Here is a 19,393-nt window from a genome sequence, read left to right as displayed (position 1 = left end):
CGCCCGATGACCGCCATGATCGACGTCGCCAACGCCAACAAGACCTTCACCATGCACCTGCAGGGCGGCATCGAATTGCCTGTCGTCAGCGGTGTGACCTTCCAGGTCAATCCCGGCGAGTGCGTCGTGCTCTCCGGGCCATCCGGCGCCGGCAAGTCCTCGATCCTGAAGATGATCTTCGGCAACTACCGCTGCGATAGCGGCCGTATCGGCATCCGCCATCGCGGCGCGGTGATCGATCTCGCCAGTGCCGAGCCGCGGCAGATCCTCAACGTCCGCCGTTCCACCATCGGCTATGTCAGCCAGTTCCTGCGCGCAGTGCCGCGCGTGGCCACCATCGACGTCGTCGCCGAGCCGCTGATCGTGAACGGCATGCCACGCACTGAGGCGCAGCAGCGCGCCGGCAGCCTGCTGTACCGCCTCAACATCCCCGAGCGTCTCTGGCAGCTTCCGCCCGCGACCTTCTCCGGCGGCGAGCAGCAGCGCGTCAACATCGCGCGCGGCTTCATCTCGGATCTGCCGATCCTGTTGCTGGACGAGCCGACCGCCTCGCTCGATGCCGCCAACCGCGCCGTCGTGGTCGAGCTGGTCGCCGAGAAGAAACGCCAGGGCGTCGCCATGGTCGCCATTGTCCATGACGACGAAATCCGTCATCTGATTGCCGACCGCATCGTCGACGTCACCAGCTTCGCCGCCGCGGCCTGAGGGAAATGGATATGAACGCCAAGCCGAAGGACATTGTGATCGCCAACGCCAGGATCGTGCTGGCCGACCGGGTGATCGAGCAGGGCTGGGTCGCTCTTGCCGACGGGCGCATCGCCGAGATCGGCGAGGGCAGGGCGCCTGCGGGTGCCGAGGACGCTGGCGGCGATTTGATCATGCCGGGCCTGATCGAGCTGCACACCGATCATCTCGAAGCCCATTACGTGCCGCGCCCAAAAGTGTTCTGGAATCCGGTTGCTGCCGTGATCTCCTATGACGGCCAGCTCGCGACGTCGGGCATCACCACCGTGTTCGATTCGCTCCGGGTCTGGCGCGAGGACGGCGCCGAGGAGGTGGACGGCCGCGCTGGCGTGCTCGCCGCCGCGATCACGACCGCGCGTGACGCCAGCCTGCTGCGCGCCGACCACTTCCTGCATCTGCGCTGCGAGATCCCGATGCCGAGCGTGGTCGAGGAGGCCAGGGAGCTGATCGATCGCCCCGACGTCAAGCTGATGTCGCTGATGGACCACACCCCCGGTCAGCGCCAGTTTCGCGATGAAGGCAAGCTGCGCGACTATTACCGCGGCAAGAACGGCGGCAAGACCGATGCCGAGCTCGACGAGCTGTTCGCAAAGCGCTTCGAGTACCAGAAGCAATATGCCGCGACCAATATGCGCGAGATCGTGTCGCTGGCACATCAGTACCAGATTCCGCTCGCCAGCCACGACGACACCACCGAGGAGAACGTCGCGGACGCCGTACGCGACCGCGTCTCGGTGGCAGAATTCCCGACCACGCTGGAGGCCGCGCGCGGCTTGCACGAGGCCGGCATCGACATCCTGATGGGCGCGCCCAACGTCGTGCGCGGCGGCTCGCACTCCGGCAACATTGCCGCCGTCGATCTCGCCCGCGAGGGCCTGCTCGATATCCTGTCGTCGGACTACATTCCGTCGAGCCTCTTGATGGGCGCGCTGCAATTGCCCGAGCATGTGCCCGCCATCGGCCTTCCCGCGGCGATCCGCACCGTGACGAAGGCGCCCGCGGAAGCGGTGGGCCTCACCGACCGCGGCGAGGTCGCGATCGGCAAGCGCGCCGACCTCATTCGCGTGCATGTTGCCGGCAGTGTTCCCGTCGTCCGCAGCGTCTGGCGCGAAGGAAGCCGCGTCGCATGAACGAGATCCCGGCCGTGGCGCAGGACGATGCGGGCGCGATCGGTCCCGGCCGGCTCGTGCTCGTGGTCGGTCCCAGCGGCGCCGGCAAGGACACGCTGCTGCGGCTGGCGCAAGCGGCCTGTGCTGACGATCACGGCATTGTCTTCCCGCGCCGAATCGTGACGCGCGAATCCTCCGCCGACGAAGACAATGTCGCGCTCGGCTTCGACGAATTCCGCCGCGCGTGCGAGCATGGCGACTTCGCCGTGCATTGGGACGCCCACGGGCATTCCTATGCGCTGCCGCTCGACATCAACGAGGATATCCGCGCCGGCCGCACGGTCGTCGCCAACGTCTCGCGCACGGTGATCGGCGCGCTGCGCCAGACCTACGCCGACGTCGTGGTGGTCGCGATCACGGCGCCACCGGATGTGCTGGCCGCGCGGCTGGCCGCGCGCGCGCGACAGAGCGACGGCAATATCGCCGAGCGCCTCAACCGCAGCGTGGACGACAGGTCGGCGCAGGCGGACGTCACCATCCTCAATGCCGGCAGCGCCGAGTATCACGCCCGCCAGCTCGTGCGCGCGATCAGGAACGAAGGCTGGCGCGATTAGCCACTGCAGCAGGGAGAATGGAATGTCGGTGATCGAAACGATCGAACAGCTGGAGGCCATCTACGGTGCCACCAACGACGCCTCGACCGTGAAAGTCGCCGACCATGTCACGCCGCTCTACCGCATCTTCATCGAGAAGGCGCCGTTCGCCGCGCTCGCCACCATCGGGCCGGAAGGCATCGACTGCTCGCCGCGGGGCGACTTGCCCGGCTTTGTCCGGATCCATGATCCCAACACGCTGATGCTGCCGGACCGCCGCGGCAATAATCGTGTCGACTCCTTGCGCAACATCGTGCGCGATCCCAGGGTGTCGCTGATGTTCCTGATCCCCGGCTCCGGCAATGCGGTTCGCGCCAACGGCCGCGCCCATCTCTCGGTCGATCCCGAGCTGCTGGCCTCGTTCAAGGTCGAGGGCAAGGCGCCGCGCAGCGTCATGGTGATGAAGGTCGACGAGATCTACTTCCAGTGCGCCCGCGCCATCGTTCGCTCCGACCTCTGGAATCCTGACAAGCGTATCGATCCGAAGACGCTGCCGACGCCGGGCCAGATCCTCGCCGAGATGAGCGACAACCAGGTCGGCGGCGCAGAGTACGATCGCATCTGGCCGGAACGGGCTGCTGCGACGATGTGGTGAGCAACGTACGCTCAGCAAGTCCGGAATCGTAGGGTGGGCAAAGGCGCGTTTGCGCCGTGCCCACCACCTATCCAACTCTGCGATAGAAATCGTGGGCACGCTCGGCTTTGCCCACCCTACGAAAGCCCGGCGTCTCGCAGACGACGATCGTTGATCGCGCGAGATGAATCCGGCTGTCCCCGCTCGTCACGGGAGAAGCGCGCTCGCGCGCGGCCCGCAAATATGGATAGCCATTTCATTGACCAATCGCGGCAATCGCCGGATATTTGCGACATCGAAGCTGCTCCTCGAGTCCAAGCCGCACCATGAGAACCGATCGCCAGCGCAATTCCAATGACATGCATGCGTGCATGACGCGGCGCTGTTTCTCGGCGGCGACGGGCGCCTGTTGCTGTTGCTGACCGCGTCCTAGCAACATCCACACCGCAAATTTGCAAGTCAGGAGCGCCGGAATTCCGGCGAACGAGCAGTCATGTCTCAGGCCCAGTCCAACGCCTACATCATCGAGATCCACGACCGTGCCGCCGGCATCGTCACGAGGGATGCCCGCGGCTTCCGCTTCTTCTCCTCCGAGCGCCTGTTCGACAGCCTCGAAGGCCGTCAGTTCCGCTCGGCGCGAGAGGCCGAGCGCGCGGCCCGCGCGGTGCTCTCCGAGCGGAGCCGGCGCGCGAACTCCTCACTCTTCGCCAACTGAATCCAACGCAAAGGAACGCAACATGATTGCACGACGCTATCTTCTGACCGCAGCGCTGCTCGTCGCGACCGCATTCAATGTGTCCGCGCACGCCGAGGACAAGCCGGCGGAAATCCGGATCGGCACGCAGAAGGGCGGCTTCTTCCCGGCGGTGCGGCAGCGTCAGACGCTCGAGAACGCTTTCAGGCCGCTCGGCATCGAGGTCAAGTGGATCGACTTCCAATTCGGTCCGCCGCTGCTGGAGGCCATCAATGTCGGTAGCGTCGATTTCGGCTTCGTCGGCGATACACCGCCGATATTCGCGCAGGCGGGCGGCGCCAGGATCCGCTACGTCGCGGCTGTGAAGTCCGAAGGCGACAATCAGGCGATCATCGTGCCGAAGGATTCGGCGATCAAGACGCTCGCCGATCTCGAGGGCAAGCGCGTCGCCTTCGGCAAGGGATCGAGCGCGCACAATCTGCTGGTCGCATCGCTCGAGAAGGCGGGGCTGTCCTGGTCCGATATTACGCCGGCACCGCTCGCGCCGGCTGATGCGACCGCGGCCTTCGTCAAGGGCTCGGTCGACGCCTGGTCGATCTGGGATCCCTATCTCGCGCTCGCCGAACTGAAGGAGGGCGCGCGGGTGATCGCGTTCGACAAGGACGTGCACAAGCCGAACGCCTACTACATCGCCAACACGGATTTCGTCGAAAAATATCCGTCGCTGGTCGCCAGGCTCAACACCAGCTTCGCCTCCGAAGGCGCCTGGGCGAACTCACATCACGAGGAGGTCGCGAAGGCGCAGTCCGAGGCGACTGGTGTCGACATCGAGGCCGTCCGCCGCTTCGTCAATCGATCGACTTACAGCGTGGTGCCGCTCGACGCCGAGGTGATCAAGACCCAGCAGGCCGTCGCCGATCGCTTTGCAAAGCTCGGCCTGATCCCGAAGCCGGTCAACGTCTCCGACATCGTCTGGAAGTGGACGCCGGGGTCCTGAGGCCGGGCGAGTCCTAGCCCTTCAGCGCCGCCAGCAGTTCATCCGGGCGCTCGGCCATGATCATGTGGCCGGCGCCAGGCACCACGACCGTCTTCGCATGCGGGATGGCGGCCGCAAGCGCCTTGCCCGCCTTCGCCGGGGTCATCATGTCGCGTTCGCCGAGAATCAATGTCGTCGGCACCTTCACGCTCGCGGCTGCGGCGAGCGCATTCGCATAGGCATTGCAGGCCGAGAGATCCCTGAACAGCACGCCCGGCTCGCAAGACTTCAGCACCGCCTGCGCGCCGCCATGCATCCACAGGCCCGGGGCGAGGCTGCCGCCGAGCTCCGCGTTGAAGCCGAGGCCCCAGATCGAGACCATGTCGTTGGCATCCTGTGAGTTGGCCTCGGCGGCCTTCAGCAAATCCGGGCCGACCGTCATGGTCGCTGCGGTGCCGATCAGGCTCAGCGCCGAGACCTTGTCGGGGTGACGGGCCGCCGTCTCCAGCGAGATCAGCGATCCCATGGAATGGCCGATCAGATGCGCCTTCGCGGCTCCTGCCGCATCGAGTAGTGCCGCGGTCCAGTCGGCCATCGCGGCAATGCTGCCGAGCGAGGGACTGGCCGAGCGGCCGTGACCTGGAAGGTCCGGCGCCAGCACGCCAAAGCCGTGGTGGGCGAACCAGCGCGTGTGCAGCGCCCAGGTCGAATGGTCGAAGCCGGCGCCGTGGATGAAGACGACAGCGGGCAGCGACTTGTCGAAGTCGCGGCCGCCGGTTGCGGCGAACACATCAAGGCCGTTGACGGAGAGCTTCATGGTGTCAGACCTTTTGCGAGATGCGCAGCGCCTGCGCCAGATCGTCGATGATGTCGCTGGCCGTCTCGATGCCGACCGACAGCCGCACCAGCTCCTCGCCGATGCCGGCCGCCTTGAGCTGCTCGGCATCCATCTGCTGATGGGTGGTCGACGCCGGATGGATCACCAGCGTCTTGGCATCGCCGACATTGGCGAGGTGACTGATCATGCGCAGCGATTCGATGAACTTGCGTCCTGCAGGCCGCCCGCCCTTGATGCCGAAGGAGATGATCGAGCCGGCGCCGCGCGGCAGCAGCTGCTTTGCGAGCTGATAGTCCGTGTGCGTCTCCAGCGAGGGATGCAGCACCCAGTCGACAGCCTTGTTGGCCTTCAGGGCTTCCAGCACGAGATGCGTGTTCTGCATGTGGCGGTCCATGCGCACGCCCAACGTCTCGACGCCCTGCAACAGCTGGAACGCGTTGGTGGGCGACAGGCAGGCGCCGAAATCGCGCAGGCCCTCGGTGCGCGCGCGCATGATGAAGGCCGCCGTTCCGAACTGCTCGTCGAAGACGATGCCGTGATAGCCACCATAGGGCTCGGTCAGCACGGCGAACTTGCCGGAGCCGCGCCAGTCGAAGCGGCCGCCATCGACGATGGCGCCGCCGATCGCGATGCCGTGACCGCCGATCCATTTGGTCGCCGAATGCATGACGATGTCTGCCCCGAGCTCGATGGGCCGGCTGAGATAGGGCGTGGCAAAGGTGTTGTCGATCAGCAGCGGGATTTTCGCCTCATGTGCGATCTGAGCGACCTTGGGGATATCAAGCACTTCCAGCCCGGGATTGCCGATGGTCTCGCCGATGACGAGCTTGGTGTTGGGCTTGATCGCCGCGCGGAATGCGTCGAGATCGCGCGGCTTCACGAAGGTCGTCGTGATGCCGAAGCGCGGCAGCGTGTGCGCCAGGAGGTTGATGGTGCCGCCATAGAGCGAGCTCGACGCCACGATGTGGTCGCCGGCGCTCAGCAGCGTCGCGATCGCCAGATGCAGCGCGGCCATGCCGCTCGCGGTGCAGATCGCGCCGACGCCGCCTTCCAGCGCCGCGAGCCGCTCCTCCAGCACGCCGGTGGTCGGATTGGAGATGCGTGTATAGATGTGGCCGGCGCGCTCCAGATTGAACAGCGCCGCAGCGTGGTCGGAATCCTGGAACACGTAGGACGTGGTCTGGTAGATCGGCACCGCGCGGGCCCCGGTTGCGGGATCCGGATGCTGGCCCGCATGCAGGCTCAGGGTCTCGAAGGCAGGCGGTTTTGGCGCGGGCATGCAGGGCCTCGTTGGTCGGTCGGCGATGGGGGCGTTGTGCCATAAAAATGCGCACGAAGTCAGCCCATTGACAGAGAAGGTGCGCCCCCTCGCCCCGCTTGCGGCTGGGCTATCGCATAGGGTGTGCACGATGCGGCGGCATTGGCAGTCGGCTCCCTCTCCCGCTTGCGGGGGAGGGCTGGGGTGGGGGCTGTCTCCGCATTGGGATTGTTGAGAATTGCGGAGGATGTCCCCAAGTGGTGAGAACCCTCACCCGCCGCGCTCTGCGAGCGCGTCGGCCTCTCCCGCAAGCGCGAGAGGCGGAGCAAGCCCGCGGTCCTCGTGAAATCCATATGCGATAGCCCTGCCGCGAGCGGGGCGAGGTGAAACGGCGCCGTCCGCGCTTCAACCCCCGATCGCCTGCTCGATGATCCGCGCCTCCCGCAGCAGGATCTCCGCGACCTCCTGCTCGCGGCGGGGGCCGAGCCTCGTTCGCACCGCGGAGACCGTCATCGCCGCGGCCGGCTGTCCATCCGGGGTCTTGATCCAGGTCGAGATCGATTTCGTGCCCTGCACGAGGCCAGTCTCCCTCAGGCCGTATCCCAGCCGTCGCGCGGCGGTGACCTCGCCGAGGACCGTCGCCACATCGGTCTTGTAAGCCTCGAACCTCTTTTCGTTGGCTGCGACGATCTTTCGCGCGTCTTGCGCCGGCATCGCGGCGAGGATGGCGACGCCCGCACTGGAGACGCCGAGTGGCCGGCGTGCGCCGACCTCGATCGACAGCACCTGGATCGGATAGATTCCGATCCTGCGATCGACGCACAGCGTGTCGTTGCCGGTGCGCACCGTCAGGAACAGCGTGTCGCCGATCTCGGTGGATGCGCGTTGCAGCGACGGATTGGCGGCGATCAAGAGCCGCGACGGCCGCGGCCGTGCCAGCGCCAGTTCCGGCACCTGGTTGCCGATCGCGTAGCGGCCGGTCCGCTCGTGCTGCTCGACGATGCCTTCCTCGATCAGCACGTGGACGATGCGGTGCACGGTCGGACGGGTGAGGCCGGTCGCCTGGATCACCTCGGCCAATGGCACACCGGCCTCGCGGCCTGCGGCGAGAATGCGCAGCACGGCGAGCGCGCGCCGGATCGCCTGCGCGCCCTGCCGCGGTGATGTCGCGTGACGGGCGAATTTGGGTCTGTCCATAATATGGACAAGAACGCCACAATTCACTCGACAGGACAAGCGCGCATCTGGAGATTGCGGCCCGATCGAGCTGCCGCGCGCATCGCCGCGCGCGACATGGAATTGGAAGCGCTGCCGGGAGGTTAACATGAGATTAATCTGGATTGCCATAGCTGCCGCCACCGCGATGCTGGCAGGGCCTGCGTCGGGCCAGCAATGGCCGGCGCGCAGCGTCAAGCTGATCGTGCCTTATCCGGCCGGCGGCAACGTCGACAGCGCCGCGCGCATCGTCGCCGACAAGCTTCAGGAAAAGCTCGGCCAGCCCTTCATCATCGAGAACAAGGCCGGCGCTGGCGGCATGATCGCGGGCGAGGCGTTCGCGAAATCCGCGCCCGACGGCTACACGCTGTTCGTCGGCGCCAACGGCCCGGTGCTGTTCGCAACCGAGATCAACAAGCGCGAAGCCTATAATTGGAAAAAGGATTTCATGCCGATCTCGACCATCTCGATGACACCGCTGGTGCTCGAGGTGCATCCGTCGGTGCAGGCCAACACTTTCAAGGAATTCATCGAGCTCGCCAAGCGCGAGCCCGGCAAGTTGACGATGGCCTCGCCCGGCCCGGGCACCACCAACCATCTGCTCAGCGAGCTGATGCAGTCGAATCTCGAGCTGCAATGGGTCACCGCGCATTACCGCGGCAACGCGCCGGCGATCAACGATCTGCTCGGCGGCCAGGTGCAGTTCGCGTTCGACCAGCTCACGGTCAGCCTCCAGCACATCAAGGCTGGCCTGTTCCGCGCGCTCGCCGTCACCAGCCCGCACCGGCTGAAATCGCTGCCGGACGTGCCGACCTTCGCCGAGCTCGGCTACAAGGATTTCGATGGCCAGACTTTTACGGGCCTGTTCGCGCCCGCGGGCACGCCGGCGCCCGTCATCGACAAGCTGCACGAGACGCTGGTCGCGATCCTGAAGGACCCTGCCGTGGTCGACAAATTCGAAAAGCTCGGCGGCGAAGCCACGCCGATGACGCCGGACGAGTTCAAGGCCTATCTCGAGCGCGAGGACGCCAAGTGGATTCCAGTGGTGCGCAAGGCCAACATCAAGGCGGATTGACCGATGCGGATCGACCCCACCGAGCTCGGCGCCGAGCGCATCTACCGCCTGATGACCGGCATCGTGGTGCCGCGCCCGATCGCCTGGGTGACGAGCCTGTCAGCCACGGGCGTGCTCAACCTCGCGCCGTTCAGCGCCTTCACCTTCGTCTCGCAGAAGCCGCCGATGCTCGCCATCAGCGTCGGCCGCAAGGGCGCCGACTACAAGGACACCGCGCATAACATCCTCGACACCGAGGAATATGTCATCCACATCGCCGATACGCCGCTCATGAAGGCAGTGCACGACAGTTCCGTCGAGCATCCGCCTGAGATCAGCGAGGTCGAGCATCTTGGCCTGGAGACGCTTGCGAGCGAGCGCATCAAGGTGCCGCGGCTTGCCGCCGCGCCGGTCGCGATGGAATGCCGCTTCCGCCAGTGCCTCGAGTTCGGTGACGCCAAGAGCCGGCTGATCGTCGGCGAGGTCGTCATGTTCCATTTGCGCGACGGCCTCGTGAACGACGGCAAGGTCGAGACCAAGGCGCTCGACCCGATCGCTCGCATCGGCGGTCCCCGTTATGCCCGCCTCGGCGAGATCGTGACGCTGAACACCGTGTTCCAGACGCCCAAATCGAAAGACTGAGCGCGCCGCCCGCCGCGCTGCCGGACACAAATTGGAGACCGACCATGCGACTCCTGAGCTATCTCGTGGACGGAGAGCCGCGCTACGGCGCGGCCGTCGCTGACGGCGTGATCGATCTGACCAGGCGGATCGGCCGCGACTTCTCCGACGTGAAGGCGCTGATCGCGGCCAACGCGCTCTCCGACGCGCAGGAAGCCGTCGCCGGACAAAAGCCGGACTATGCGCTCGACGATCTCGTTCTGCTGCCGCCGGTGCTGGCGCCGGAAAAGCTCTGGTGCATCGGCGTCAACTACGCCGAGCGCAATGCCGAGTACAAGGACAATTCGGACCTGCCCAAATATCCCAGCCTGTTCGTGCGCAGCATATCGTCGATGACGGGCTCCGGCCAGCCGCTCGAGAAGCCCAAGGTTTCGGATCAGCTCGACTATGAAGGCGAGCTCGTCATCGTGATCGGGCAGGGCGGCCGCCACATCCCGCGCGAAAAAGCATGGTCGCATATCTTCGGCATGACGCTGTGCAACGAGGGCACCATCCGCGACTGGCTGCGTCACGGCAAGTTCAACGTCACGCAGGGCAAGAATTTCGATCGCTCCGGCAGCATCGGTCCGTGGATCGTCACGTCGGACGAGCTCGACCCGCGCGGGCCTCATGACATCACCACGCGCGTCAACGGCGAGGTGCGGCAGCAGGACACCACCGAGCGGCTGATGTTCCCGTTCGATTACCTGATCTCCTATCTCTCGACCTTCGCGACGCTGAAGCCCGGCGACATGATCGTGACCGGCACGCCGACGGGGGCGGGCGTTCGCTTCGATCCGCCGCGCTGGCTGAAGGTCGGCGACGTCGTCGAGGTCGAGTCGAGCCGGATCGGCGTGCTGCGCAACACCGTCGCGGCGGAGCACTAGGCCATGCTGGATGCCGCCACGATCGAACGGCTTGCCGCGCGCCTGGATGAGGCCGAGCGCACCAAGACGCTGATCCCGATGTTCACGAAGGACTATTCCGATTTCACCATCGAGGATGCCTACGCCGTCCAGCGCGCCTGGACCAAGCTGCAGCTTGGCCGCGGCCGCATCATCAAGGGCCACAAGATCGGCCTGACCTCGAAAGCGATGCAGAACGCAGTCGGCATCTCGGAGCCCGATTACGGCGTGCTGTTTGCCGACATGTTCTATGCGGACGCGACGCCGATTCCGTTCGACCGTTTCCACGCGCCGCGGATCGAGGTCGAGCTCGCCTTCGTGCTGAAGGCGCCGCTGCGTGGGCCCGACTGCACCATCTTCGACGTGCTCAACGCCACCGACTACGTCACGCCCGCGCTCGAGATTTTGGAGACGCGCATGCACCGCGTCGATCCAGAGACCGGCAAGACGCGAAAGGTCATGGACACAATTTCCGACAACGCGGCGAATGCCGCGCTGGTGCTCGGTGGCCGGCCGTTCCGCCCGATGGATACGGATCTGCGCTGGATCGGCGCACTGCTGTTCCGCAACGGCGAGGTCGAGGAAACCGGGCTTGCCGCCGGCGTGCTCAATCACCCCGCCAGCGGCATCGCCTGGCTCGCCAACCGCCTTGCGCCGCATGACGAGCATCTCAAGGCCGGCGAAGTCGTGCTGGCGGGATCGTTCACGCGCCCTGTCGACATCCGCCGCGGCGACACGTTCCATGCCGACTACGGCCCGTTCGGCTCGGTGTCGTGCCAGTTCGTCTGAAGCAATAAGCAAGAGGGAGCGCACCATGAGTGGTCACACGCGGCGCAAGAGCATCCACATCGGCGGCTTCAAGCACGTCAATCCGATTCCGAACGCCTGCCGTATCGGCAATCTCGTGATGTCGGGCGTCATCCTCGGCCGCGATGGCGCGACCAACGCGATGCCGGAGAGCTTGGATGCCCAATGCGCCAACATGTTCGCGCACATGAAGGCGACGGTGGAAGCCGCCGGCGGCACCACCGACGACATCATCAAGATGACGGTGTGGCTGAAGGACCGTACCCAGCGCGGCCCGGTCAATGTCGAGTGGCTAAAAATGTTTCCGGACGAGCACTCGCGCCCGGCACGTCACGCGCTGCCGATGGACAACATGGACGGCGGCGCGCTGGTGCAGTGCGACTTCACCGCCGTGATCGACTGAAGGAGCGTTGCATGCCGACCTATCTGCCGTTCGATCCCAATCCGCGCCGCCCGGTCAAGGCCCCGCCGCCGAAGACCGTCGACAGCCAGTTCCACGTGCTGGGCCCGATCGACAAATATCCGGAGCGCCCCGGCGCGGCCTACCGCATGCCGACCGCGACCTGGGAAGCCGCGCTGCGCGTGCACAAGACGCTCGGCATCGAGCGCGGCATCATCGTGCAGACCACGACCTATGGCGCGGACCACGCCGTCGTGCTCGACGGGCTCAAAGCGATGGGCCCGAACTATCGCGGCTGCGCCAACGCGCTGGTGTTCGCGGAGGCGAACGACGCCTATCTCGCCAAGCTGCATGACGCCGGCGTCCGCGGCGCGCGCTTCAGCTTCCGCCAGGAGCTCGGCGCCGTGCTGTCGGATGCCGATTTCGCCCGCGCGATTGCCCGCATCCGCGAGCTCGGCTGGTACGCCAAGATCCAGCCCGAGAAGGACGGCATCATGTCGAGCGTCGCCAAATACGAGAATCTCGACGTCCCCGTGCTGATCGATCACATGGCGCGCCCTGACCCCGAGGCCGGCAAGAGCGATCCGAATCTGCGCAAGATGCTCGAGCTGCTCGAGAAGGGCAATTTCTGGGTGATGCTGTCGCTCGGCGAGAAGACCTCGAAGGCCGGCGCGCCCTATGACGACGTGATCCCGATCGCGCGCGCCTATATCGAGGCCGCCGCCGACCGCTGCGTCTGGGCCAGCGACTGGCCGCATCCGGTCTCCGTCAAGCAGCCGCCGAACGATGCCGACCTGCTCGAGCTGATGTACCGCTACGCGCCCGACCAGGCGGAGCTGGAGAAGATTCTCGTCCACAATCCGGCAAAGCTGTTCGGCTTTCCGGATTAGAGGCGCGCCACGAGCGCGATGCACTCCCTCCCCCGCACGCGGGGGAGGGCGCACTTCTGGCGGGGCGCTCGATCGCGCTCACACCGCCGGCTGCTTCGCCAGCCGATCCCGCACCGCCGCCGCGATCTCGAACGAGCGCAGCCGTGCGGCGTGGTCGTAGATCTGCCCCGTGGTGATCAGTTCGTCCGCGCCGGTCTCGGCGAGCAGGGCCTTCAGCTTCTGCTCGACCACATCAGGCGAGCCGACCGCGGAGCAGGACAGCGACTGGCCGACCATGGCCTTCTCCCCCGGCGACCACAGCGCATCCATGTCGTCCACCGGCGGCGGGAGGGGCCCCGGCGTGCCGCGGCGCAAATTGATGAACTGCTGCTGCAGCGAGGAGAACATCCCCTGCGCCTCGATGTCGCTCTCGGCCGCGAACACGTTGACACCGACCATCGCATAGGGCTTGTCGAGCTGCGCCGACGGCTCGAAGCGCGCGCGATATTCGCGCAGCGCCGGCATCATCATCTGCGGCGCGAAGTGCGAGGCGAAGGCGAACGGCAGCCCAAGCATCGCGGCAAGCTGCGCGCCAAAGGTGCTCGATCCCAAAATCCAGAGCGGCACCTTGGTCCCCATGCCGGGCACGGCGCGGATCGCCTGGTTCGGCTGCACGTCGCCGAGCAGCGCCTGCAATTCCAGCACGTCATGCGGAAAATTCTCCGATGCCGTCGCAAGGTCGCGCCGCAGCGCCCGTGCGGTGAACTGGTCGGTGCCCGGCGCGCGCCCGAGCCCGAGATCGATCCGCTCGGGATAGAGCGATTCCAGCGTGCCGAACTGCTCGGCGATGACCAGCGGCGAATGGTTCGGCAGCATGACGCCGCCGGAGCCGACGCGGATCGTCCTGGTGCCGCCCGCGATATGCCCGATCACCACCGACGTCGCCGCGCTCGCGATGCCCGTCATGTTGTGATGCTCGGCCAGCCAGAACCGCTTGAAGCCCCAGCTCTCCGCATGCCGGGCGAGATCGAGCGAGTTGGCAAACGCCTGCGCGGCGTCGCCGCCTTGGCGGATCGGTGCGAGGTCGAGCACGGAGAAGGGGATCATGGGGAGGCTACCGGTGAGGGGATGCGCATTGGGCTTTCACATGTAGTGCCCGTCGATCGGAATGTTAGCGCCGCCGCGCAATGACCGACCATGTCGGCCCGGCATGGATGGATATGGATCGTATTGAAATAGCTGATGTTTTCAGACGTCGGGCAAACGTCTTTGGCGCCTGCCGCCGGTGCCCCATCTTTCCCACGCGGAGATGGGACCTGCAGGCCGGCGATACAGCCGCGACGACGGCTGGTCCTGTGTGCGTCATTACGACCCGGCGCCCAGCCGCGCGGCAGCATCGCCAATTCCGGAATTGTGCGAATTGCCAGTGGCAACCAGCACGGGTTTCATGTTTAGTGACGCGTATTGTTTGAAGGCGTGTTTTTCGCGAACGAAGCGGCATCCCGAGACGAGATTGATTGTCGATGGAGTGGCCGTCGTGAGCGAGCACCAGCAAGGCTGGCTCGCTGAAAATGTATTGGCAAGGCGTTCCAGCCGCAGGCTGCGCCGCATAACGGAATAGAGAGTTGGATCATGGGTGGTCCTCCCGGCGAAGTGACTCCCCCGGCTGACGAAGCGCCTGCACCGGCAAAGAAGGGTCTCAAGACCTTGATTGGCAAGAGCTGGATTGTGGTGGCGGGCTTCATCGTTGCGGCCGCCGCGACATTCGCTTTGGTGCGTTGGGCCGGGACCGGCGAGCAGCCCAAGCTTTCGGTCGCAAAGCAATGGAACGAGGCGATCCAGAAGCTCGGCTTCGAGCCGGTCTATCCACCCGTCGAGGACATCCAGGTCGGCGATGTCTTTGCGATGATCTCCGACGATGCGGTCAGCGATTCGGCGACGGACGAGCCGTTCGCGGGGCGCTCGATCAAATTGCTGCATCTCGATTTGACGCCGGAAATCGAGGAGGCCTATCGGGCCGTCTATCAGTTTCCTGCCACGAACGTGCGGCCCGAGCATGACGGACAGATCTGGCCGCAAGCGAACTCCACCGAATCGCTGTTCAAGCCGCCCGCGACCCGGACCACCCTTCCGCTCGTGCTGTTTCCGCGCTTCACCATCACCAATGTGAAGCGGGCCAGCGGCAGCGCCAGCGCGATGTCCCAGCTGTTGAGCGGCGGGTTCGGCGCCGACGCCAGCTCGACCGAAACGGTCGAGGTCAGGTTTTCCGCCACCGAGACCTATGGCGTTCCGGCGGTGCCGGCGGAGCTTCGGCTGCTCGACTTCTGCGAAGACGACGCAACGAAAGGGTTCTGCTCGCAGCAAGGATTGCGCAAGCAGCTTTCGATCCTGATCGGCAAGAGGATCGACGACAAGGTGAAAGATCGGAAGACGGGCGTCGAGCGGCCGCGCTTCTCGGTGGAGCTCGCGCTCGTCAGCCGCGTGTTCCTGGCCCGCTCGATTCAAACCAGCATGGGCGAGGATGGCAGTACGCGGGGGAACGTGGGGGTGAACCGGCAGGCTGTATTGCCGGCGGCCGCAGCGGAGGCGGCCCCGGCGGCTGCCGGCGCAAGCGGCGACGGCAAGCCGCAGCCCCCCGCTCCGACGCCGCAGGCCGGCCCGAACGATGCGCCCGGCGGGGCGATCGCCTTCGAGCGCCGCGCGACGTCGAACGTGCTGTTGCCGGATACGCTGCTGCCGCGCCCGGTCGTGGTCGGTTTCAAGAGCGTTCGATTGAGGCCTGTGGAGTGAAGGATGAGCACACGCAAGACACTGATGCTGGCCGGCCTGGCGCTGATCGCGCTTCCGCTGCCCCGCGCTGAGCTGTCCAGCCGGATCGCCGAAGGCTGCAACTGCGACCGAAGCAAGATGGCGTGCAGGATCCAATGCTCCGACATTGGGTCGGGAACCGGTACGGGCGGCGGTTCGAGTACGTTCAGGATTGCCCCTGATGTCGATCGTCCAGTCCCGGAGCGGCCGATCGTCGTGCCGCCGACGGTGCCGGATATCAGGAGCTCGGCCGGACAGATCAACAGGTGATCGGCTGACTGACCGATCGAGGTGCCGGTGCGGCATCGAGCATTTGGCGGCTTTGGCTTCGCAGCGTGAGTGTCAGGGGGAATGCAGATGATGTTGAAGGGATGGATTCGGTTCTTGATCGCGGTGGTGCTGGCCTGCCTGCTTCAGGTGCCGGTGACGCGGACGGCGTCGGCGCAGGCGGATCCCCGGCAAATCCTGACGGCCGTCATCCAGCAATTGCAGACGGGCACGCCGAATCCAACCTGGTACGGTCCCCAGCTCTGGCAGACCATCGCCATGCAGACCAACAACAGCGGCGTCTACATGCCGCTGGTTCAACTCGGGCAGGTGACCAATGTCGTCCTGAGCGGGCAAACTCAGCTCCCGGCGGGACCGGTCTATTCGATGGTCGCGCAGCATCAGCAGGGGGTGTCGACCTGGCTCTTGGGCATCAGCCTCTATACCAACCGGATCGAATACGCGAACTTCAACATCGGCTCCACGCCCCAGCAACTGCCGGCCCAGCCCGTGCCGCTTCCGCAAACCGCGGCTCCGACTCCCGGAAGCGTGCCAAATCCGCCGGCGAACCCCCCGCCCCAGACCAGCGGCACCTCCGAGGCTTGTAAGCGGTTTCCAAATCTCTGCTAGGGAGACATGCAGATGCTGACACGACGATGTTGCATCGCGGGCTGTGGCCTTCTTCTTTTCGGCGGCATTGGTGCAAGGGCCGCCGACACTCGCCACAATCCGTCCTATGGCTGCAGTCTGACTGCGAGCGAAGCCAGCAACATTCTCGGCGACAAGCAGGATGGCGGCAACGTGCGCGAGATGCCGTCGATACCCAAGTCGGGCGACAAGGATTTCGACCGGGCGCTGGCGGAGACGCTGGTCCGGATTTCCGATTGTCTGAACGTCACGCCCAGCTTCGCCTATTTCGACGACCATGACTCGCCGAATGCCTTCGCGTTGCGGGAGAAGCGCGTGGCCGGGACCGACGGCACAGTGCTGTTCGGCCAACGGCTCCTGAAGCAATTGATGGCAGATCCCGAGGCGGGAGATGCCGCGGTCGCCGGCATCTGCGCCCACGAGTTTGGACATGTCCTGCAGTGGAAGGTGGGGGTGGACGAAATTCTCCTCGATGGGCAGCCCACCGTCAAACGGGTGGAACTGCATGCGGATTTTCTTGCCGGTTATTTCGCAGGCGTTCGCAAATTGCAGCAATCGAGCTTCAACGCCGCCGTGATCGCCCTGACGCAATTCAACGCGGGCGACAACATGCTCAAGCACCCGAAACATCACGGCACCCCGAAGGAACGCGGGGACGCGATCGTCAAGGGTTACCAGACCGGACACGACGACAGGAAGTCGCTGCTGGACGCCCTCAATATCGGCGAGAAGTACGTCAAGGCGAACTTCTGACGCGGCTCTGGCTATTTTCACAACAGCGTTATTGCGACCCGGGACGCCCTTCGTCGTAACTGGGCGTCGGGCGTCTGTTGCTGTAGTCTCATGGGTGCCACTGCACGGCTCGCCCGGAGGAACCGACATGACCCTGGTCGTACTCAATCGCCGCAACCTGCTGGTCGCGGGCGGCTCCGTCCTGGCGAGCGGGGTTTTCGCAGCCGGCGTGCCCGGCCTGCTGTTGCCCGCTCGCGCCGACGCCCTCGCACCGACCGAAACGATGTCGGGCGGCGCCAACAACTACCGCAAGGGCGCGGCGATCGTGGAGCGGATCGGCAAGGGCGGCTTCTGGATGAGCGGCACCGTGCGCCGCGCCGGCGACGGCGCGCCGCTCGCCGGACAGCGTATCCAGATCTGGGCACACACGACCGAAGGCCAGGAGCACGAGCCGCAGAGCCACGGCGCCACGCTCACCGACAAGGACGGCAAGTTCCGGCTCGAGATGCCGCAGATCATTCCGATCTTCGGCCAGCCGCATGGTCACCTCGCCTATGACAGCGGCGAGTTCAAAACCGTCTTTCTGCGGCCGGTGATGCGCAGCGCCAAGGACACCAGCCTCGAAGCGCACTTCGTGCTGCAGCCGGCCTGACCGGGCGAGCGAATGACGGGGTGGAGATCGGCGCGGTCGATCCTGATCTGGGTCGGTCTTGCCTTCGCGATTGGCGCGCCGATCGCGCTCGCTGCGACAAGCGAGCAGCTCGCATGGCGCGGGCCGGTCTATATCCTCGCCGGCTTCGCCGGGATCATCGCACTCGGTCTCGTGCTGGTGCAGCCGCTGCTGATCGGGGGATATCTGCCGCCACTGTCGGCCTATCGCGGACGGCGTGCCCATCACTGGATCGGCGGCGCGCTGGTCATCGCGGTGGTGATCCACGTCGCCGGCCTCTGGATCACCAGTCCGCCCGACATGATCGACGCCTTGACCTACGCGTCGCCGACGCCGTTCTCGCCCTTTGGCGTGACCGCGATGTGGGCGATCTTCGTTGTTGCGCTGCTGGCGTCCCTGCGCCGGCGGTTAGAGCTGCGGCCGCGAACCTGGCGCTTGATTCATATGCCGCTGGCGATCGTCATCGTCGTGGGCAGCGTGGTCCATTGCCTCCTGATCGAGGGAACGATGGAGACGATCTCGAAGGCCGTGTTGTGCGCGGCCGTCCTCGCGGCGACGATCAAAGCGATGATTGACCTGCAGGTGTGGCGAAAGCGAAGGGCACTGCGCGGGGAGAGCGTCGAGCGGCAGTGACACGACCGCGCCGAGATTCGTAGCCCGGATGGAGCGAAGCGCAATCCGGGATGATTGCATCCGTGGTTGACGGTCCCGGATTACGCTTGCGCTCCATCCGGGCTACGCAGCCTCGCTTGCCGCAGTCGGCGACGCGGCGTAACCTCGCGCAATGACCGTCACGGCCCCCGATCTGGAAGCGTTCCTGCTCGCGACGCCATTTTTCGGCGGTCTCCCGCAGCCGAGCCTCGACCTCCTGATGTCCATGCTGGTCGAGCGAAGCTTCGAGGCAGGCAGCACCGTCGTGTCGGAAGGCGAGCCGGGACGTTCGATGTTCATCGTCAAATCCGGCCGGCTCGCGGTGAGCAAACGGACGAATGCGGGGAGCGTCATCCCGATTTCCGTGTTGGAGCGCGGCGACTTCTTCGGTGAGATGACGCTGATCGAAATGCAAAATCGCTCGGCAACGGTTGTCGCGGAGGCGCCGACGGTGCTGTACGAGCTGACCGCCCAAAATCTCTACGCCTGCTACAAGGCCGACATCCACGCTTATGTGATCGTCCTGCAGAACATCAACCGCGAGCTGTGCCGACGGCTGCGCCGGGCAGATGATCGGTTTGCGAGGCGCGCGGCAGAGAACGACAATTGACGATGCGTAGGATGGGTAGAGCACTTGCGAAACCCATCATGCCTCGGCGCCGAATAAACCCGCGATGGGTTTCGCTCGCTCTACCCATCCTACGAGCAACGGCGGACAAGTCGCTCCGCCCATCCTGCAAGCCGGCGCATTGATAAGGCTACAGCAGCGCCACGGAGTGCAGCGAGTTTCTATGAAAGCCGAAGGCAACGATGCCGGAGAGAAGCAACGCAATCCCGGTCACGATCAGGCAGCACGCAAAC

The 19,393-nt window shown here is 65.5% G+C and carries 23 protein-coding genes; 19 read left to right on the top strand and 4 right to left on the bottom strand.

Annotated elements, in window-relative coordinates; translation table 11 throughout:
- Positions 1-6 precede the first annotated feature (6 nt).
- From phnL to AABA86_RS04015, 6 genes are all read left to right on the top strand, one after another.
- The gene (gene phnL / locus AABA86_RS04040) at positions 7-705 is read left to right on the top strand and encodes a phosphonate C-P lyase system protein PhnL (protein ID WP_212246222.1); all 699 of its coding nucleotides are present in this window, start codon (positions 7-9) and stop codon (positions 703-705) included.
- 11 nt (positions 706-716) lie between these two features.
- Positions 717-1,874 carry an alpha-D-ribose 1-methylphosphonate 5-triphosphate diphosphatase gene (locus AABA86_RS04035; protein WP_338305810.1) on the top strand — a complete coding sequence of 386 codons (1,158 nt, stop codon included), beginning with the start codon at positions 717-719 and terminating at the stop codon, positions 1,872-1,874.
- Positions 1,871-2,467 (top strand): phosphonate metabolism protein/1,5-bisphosphokinase (PRPP-forming) PhnN, encoded by a 597-nt coding sequence (phnN, locus tag AABA86_RS04030; RefSeq protein ID WP_338305808.1) that lies wholly within the window; start codon positions 1,871-1,873, stop codon positions 2,465-2,467. The genes AABA86_RS04035 and phnN overlap by 4 nt, the downstream gene beginning before the upstream one ends.
- 22 nt (positions 2,468-2,489) lie before the next feature.
- Positions 2,490-3,101: a pyridoxamine 5'-phosphate oxidase family protein gene (locus tag AABA86_RS04025; RefSeq protein ID WP_338305807.1), complete on the top strand. Its 612-nt coding sequence runs from the start codon at positions 2,490-2,492 to the stop codon at positions 3,099-3,101.
- A gap of 472 nt (positions 3,102-3,573) precedes the next feature.
- Entirely contained in the window at positions 3,574-3,795 is a 222-nt protein-coding gene (locus tag AABA86_RS04020; protein WP_212246025.1) for a hypothetical protein, read from the top strand.
- Between the two features lie 22 nt (positions 3,796-3,817).
- Entirely contained in the window at positions 3,818-4,771 is a 954-nt protein-coding gene (locus AABA86_RS04015; protein ID WP_338305805.1) for an aliphatic sulfonate ABC transporter substrate-binding protein, read from the top strand.
- A 13-nt stretch (positions 4,772-4,784) separates the two neighbouring features.
- On the opposite strand, the gene AABA86_RS04010 is transcribed toward AABA86_RS04015, so the two are convergent.
- From AABA86_RS04010 to AABA86_RS04000, 3 genes are all read right to left on the bottom strand, one after another.
- Positions 4,785-5,567 (bottom strand): alpha/beta fold hydrolase, encoded by a 783-nt coding sequence (locus tag AABA86_RS04010; RefSeq protein WP_338305804.1) that lies wholly within the window; start codon positions 5,565-5,567, stop codon positions 4,785-4,787.
- Positions 5,568-5,571: 4 nt separating this feature from the next.
- On the bottom strand, positions 5,572-6,867 hold the full coding sequence (locus AABA86_RS04005) for an O-acetylhomoserine aminocarboxypropyltransferase (RefSeq protein WP_338305803.1): 1,296 nt from the start codon (positions 6,865-6,867) through the stop codon (positions 5,572-5,574).
- Between the two features lie 384 nt (positions 6,868-7,251).
- Positions 7,252-8,043, bottom strand: a complete 792-nt coding sequence (locus tag AABA86_RS04000) for an IclR family transcriptional regulator (protein ID WP_338305801.1) — start codon at positions 8,041-8,043, stop codon at positions 7,252-7,254.
- 127 nt (positions 8,044-8,170) lie between these two features.
- Between AABA86_RS04000 and AABA86_RS03995 the strand changes: the two genes are divergently transcribed.
- Genes AABA86_RS03995 through AABA86_RS03970 form a run of 6 tightly spaced genes read left to right on the top strand, consistent with a single transcriptional unit; the run spans position 8,171 to position 12,777 of the window.
- A complete protein-coding gene (locus AABA86_RS03995; RefSeq protein ID WP_212246020.1) occupies positions 8,171-9,136 on the top strand; it encodes a Bug family tripartite tricarboxylate transporter substrate binding protein in 966 nt (321 codons plus the stop codon).
- Between the two features lie 3 nt (positions 9,137-9,139).
- Positions 9,140-9,757: a flavin reductase family protein gene (locus AABA86_RS03990; RefSeq protein ID WP_212246019.1), complete on the top strand. Its 618-nt coding sequence runs from the start codon at positions 9,140-9,142 to the stop codon at positions 9,755-9,757.
- Between the two features lie 44 nt (positions 9,758-9,801).
- Positions 9,802-10,662, top strand: coding sequence for a fumarylacetoacetate hydrolase family protein (locus AABA86_RS03985; RefSeq protein ID WP_338305800.1), 861 nt, complete (start codon positions 9,802-9,804; stop codon positions 10,660-10,662).
- A gap of 3 nt (positions 10,663-10,665) precedes the next feature.
- Entirely contained in the window at positions 10,666-11,469 is an 804-nt protein-coding gene (gene hpaH, locus AABA86_RS03980; RefSeq protein WP_338305798.1) for a 2-oxo-hept-4-ene-1,7-dioate hydratase, read from the top strand.
- Between the two features lie 25 nt (positions 11,470-11,494).
- Positions 11,495-11,890 (top strand): RidA family protein, encoded by a 396-nt coding sequence (locus tag AABA86_RS03975; RefSeq protein WP_212246013.1) that lies wholly within the window; start codon positions 11,495-11,497, stop codon positions 11,888-11,890.
- An 11-nt stretch (positions 11,891-11,901) separates the two neighbouring features.
- Positions 11,902-12,777, top strand: coding sequence for an amidohydrolase family protein (locus tag AABA86_RS03970; RefSeq protein ID WP_338305797.1), 876 nt, complete (start codon positions 11,902-11,904; stop codon positions 12,775-12,777).
- 78 nt (positions 12,778-12,855) lie between these two features.
- Here the strand turns inward: AABA86_RS03970 and AABA86_RS03965 are convergent, their stop codons facing one another.
- Positions 12,856-13,863 carry an LLM class flavin-dependent oxidoreductase gene (locus AABA86_RS03965; protein WP_338305796.1) on the bottom strand — a complete coding sequence of 336 codons (1,008 nt, stop codon included), beginning with the start codon at positions 13,861-13,863 and terminating at the stop codon, positions 12,856-12,858.
- A gap of 525 nt (positions 13,864-14,388) precedes the next feature.
- On the opposite strand from AABA86_RS03965, the gene AABA86_RS03960 reads away from it, so the two are divergent.
- From AABA86_RS03960 to AABA86_RS03930, 7 genes are all read left to right on the top strand, one after another.
- Positions 14,389-15,546: a hypothetical protein gene (locus AABA86_RS03960; protein WP_338305795.1), complete on the top strand. Its 1,158-nt coding sequence runs from the start codon at positions 14,389-14,391 to the stop codon at positions 15,544-15,546.
- A 3-nt stretch (positions 15,547-15,549) separates the two neighbouring features.
- On the top strand, positions 15,550-15,834 hold the full coding sequence (locus AABA86_RS03955) for a hypothetical protein (RefSeq protein ID WP_338305794.1): 285 nt from the start codon (positions 15,550-15,552) through the stop codon (positions 15,832-15,834).
- 87 nt (positions 15,835-15,921) lie between these two features.
- The gene (locus tag AABA86_RS03950) at positions 15,922-16,461 is read left to right on the top strand and encodes a hypothetical protein (RefSeq protein ID WP_338305793.1); all 540 of its coding nucleotides are present in this window, start codon (positions 15,922-15,924) and stop codon (positions 16,459-16,461) included.
- 6 nt (positions 16,462-16,467) lie between these two features.
- A complete protein-coding gene (locus AABA86_RS03945; protein WP_212246003.1) occupies positions 16,468-17,232 on the top strand; it encodes a M48 family metalloprotease in 765 nt (254 codons plus the stop codon).
- Between the two features lie 127 nt (positions 17,233-17,359).
- Complete coding sequence (locus AABA86_RS03940; RefSeq protein ID WP_338305792.1) at positions 17,360-17,863, top strand: Twin-arginine translocation pathway signal; 504 nt, start codon at positions 17,360-17,362, stop codon at positions 17,861-17,863.
- A 12-nt stretch (positions 17,864-17,875) separates the two neighbouring features.
- A complete protein-coding gene (locus tag AABA86_RS03935) occupies positions 17,876-18,514 on the top strand; it encodes a ferric reductase-like transmembrane domain-containing protein (protein ID WP_212246000.1) in 639 nt (212 codons plus the stop codon).
- A gap of 151 nt (positions 18,515-18,665) precedes the next feature.
- Positions 18,666-19,142, top strand: coding sequence for a cyclic nucleotide-binding domain-containing protein (locus AABA86_RS03930; protein ID WP_212245998.1), 477 nt, complete (start codon positions 18,666-18,668; stop codon positions 19,140-19,142).
- Positions 19,143-19,393 lie beyond the last annotated feature (251 nt).

It is taken from the genome of Bradyrhizobium sp. TM233 (genome assembly GCF_036247965.1).
Lineage (GTDB): Bacteria > Pseudomonadota > Alphaproteobacteria > Rhizobiales > Xanthobacteraceae > Bradyrhizobium > Bradyrhizobium ottawaense.
Note: the sequence above shows the minus strand (reverse complement) of the source record. Positions and strands in the feature narration are given on the sequence as shown.

What these genes read in the sequence shown, in the direction of transcription:
- AABA86_RS03950 (WP_338305793.1), top strand. Translation starts at nt 15,922, where the DNA reads ATGATGTTGAAGGGATGGATTCGGTTCTTGATCGCGGTGGTGCTGGCC.
- AABA86_RS03935 (WP_212246000.1), top strand. Translation starts at nt 17,876, where the DNA reads ATGACGGGGTGGAGATCGGCGCGGTCGATCCTGATCTGGGTCGGTCTT.
- AABA86_RS03970 (WP_338305797.1), top strand. Translation starts at nt 11,902, where the DNA reads ATGCCGACCTATCTGCCGTTCGATCCCAATCCGCGCCGCCCGGTCAAG.
- AABA86_RS04005 (WP_338305803.1), bottom strand. Translation starts at nt 6,867, where the DNA reads ATGCCCGCGCCAAAACCGCCTGCCTTCGAGACCCTGAGCCTGCATGCG.
- AABA86_RS04020 (WP_212246025.1), top strand. Translation starts at nt 3,574, where the DNA reads ATGTCTCAGGCCCAGTCCAACGCCTACATCATCGAGATCCACGACCGT.
- AABA86_RS04000 (WP_338305801.1), bottom strand. Translation starts at nt 8,043, where the DNA reads ATGGACAGACCCAAATTCGCCCGTCACGCGACATCACCGCGGCAGGGC.
- AABA86_RS03955 (WP_338305794.1), top strand. Translation starts at nt 15,550, where the DNA reads ATGAGCACACGCAAGACACTGATGCTGGCCGGCCTGGCGCTGATCGCG.
- AABA86_RS03965 (WP_338305796.1), bottom strand. Translation starts at nt 13,863, where the DNA reads ATGATCCCCTTCTCCGTGCTCGACCTCGCACCGATCCGCCAAGGCGGC.
- AABA86_RS03990 (WP_212246019.1), top strand. Translation starts at nt 9,140, where the DNA reads ATGCGGATCGACCCCACCGAGCTCGGCGCCGAGCGCATCTACCGCCTG.
- AABA86_RS04015 (WP_338305805.1), top strand. Translation starts at nt 3,818, where the DNA reads ATGATTGCACGACGCTATCTTCTGACCGCAGCGCTGCTCGTCGCGACC.
- AABA86_RS03930 (WP_212245998.1), top strand. Translation starts at nt 18,666, where the DNA reads ATGACCGTCACGGCCCCCGATCTGGAAGCGTTCCTGCTCGCGACGCCA.
- AABA86_RS04010 (WP_338305804.1), bottom strand. Translation starts at nt 5,567, where the DNA reads ATGAAGCTCTCCGTCAACGGCCTTGATGTGTTCGCCGCAACCGGCGGC.
- AABA86_RS03985 (WP_338305800.1), top strand. Translation starts at nt 9,802, where the DNA reads ATGCGACTCCTGAGCTATCTCGTGGACGGAGAGCCGCGCTACGGCGCG.
- phnN (WP_338305808.1), top strand. Translation starts at nt 1,871, where the DNA reads ATGAACGAGATCCCGGCCGTGGCGCAGGACGATGCGGGCGCGATCGGT.
- AABA86_RS04035 (WP_338305810.1), top strand. Translation starts at nt 717, where the DNA reads ATGAACGCCAAGCCGAAGGACATTGTGATCGCCAACGCCAGGATCGTG.
- AABA86_RS03945 (WP_212246003.1), top strand. Translation starts at nt 16,468, where the DNA reads ATGCAGATGCTGACACGACGATGTTGCATCGCGGGCTGTGGCCTTCTT.
- AABA86_RS04025 (WP_338305807.1), top strand. Translation starts at nt 2,490, where the DNA reads ATGTCGGTGATCGAAACGATCGAACAGCTGGAGGCCATCTACGGTGCC.
- AABA86_RS03940 (WP_338305792.1), top strand. Translation starts at nt 17,360, where the DNA reads ATGACCCTGGTCGTACTCAATCGCCGCAACCTGCTGGTCGCGGGCGGC.
- AABA86_RS03995 (WP_212246020.1), top strand. Translation starts at nt 8,171, where the DNA reads ATGAGATTAATCTGGATTGCCATAGCTGCCGCCACCGCGATGCTGGCA.
- phnL (WP_212246222.1), top strand. Translation starts at nt 7, where the DNA reads ATGACCGCCATGATCGACGTCGCCAACGCCAACAAGACCTTCACCATG.
- hpaH (WP_338305798.1), top strand. Translation starts at nt 10,666, where the DNA reads ATGCTGGATGCCGCCACGATCGAACGGCTTGCCGCGCGCCTGGATGAG.
- AABA86_RS03960 (WP_338305795.1), top strand. Translation starts at nt 14,389, where the DNA reads ATGGGTGGTCCTCCCGGCGAAGTGACTCCCCCGGCTGACGAAGCGCCT.
- AABA86_RS03975 (WP_212246013.1), top strand. Translation starts at nt 11,495, where the DNA reads ATGAGTGGTCACACGCGGCGCAAGAGCATCCACATCGGCGGCTTCAAG.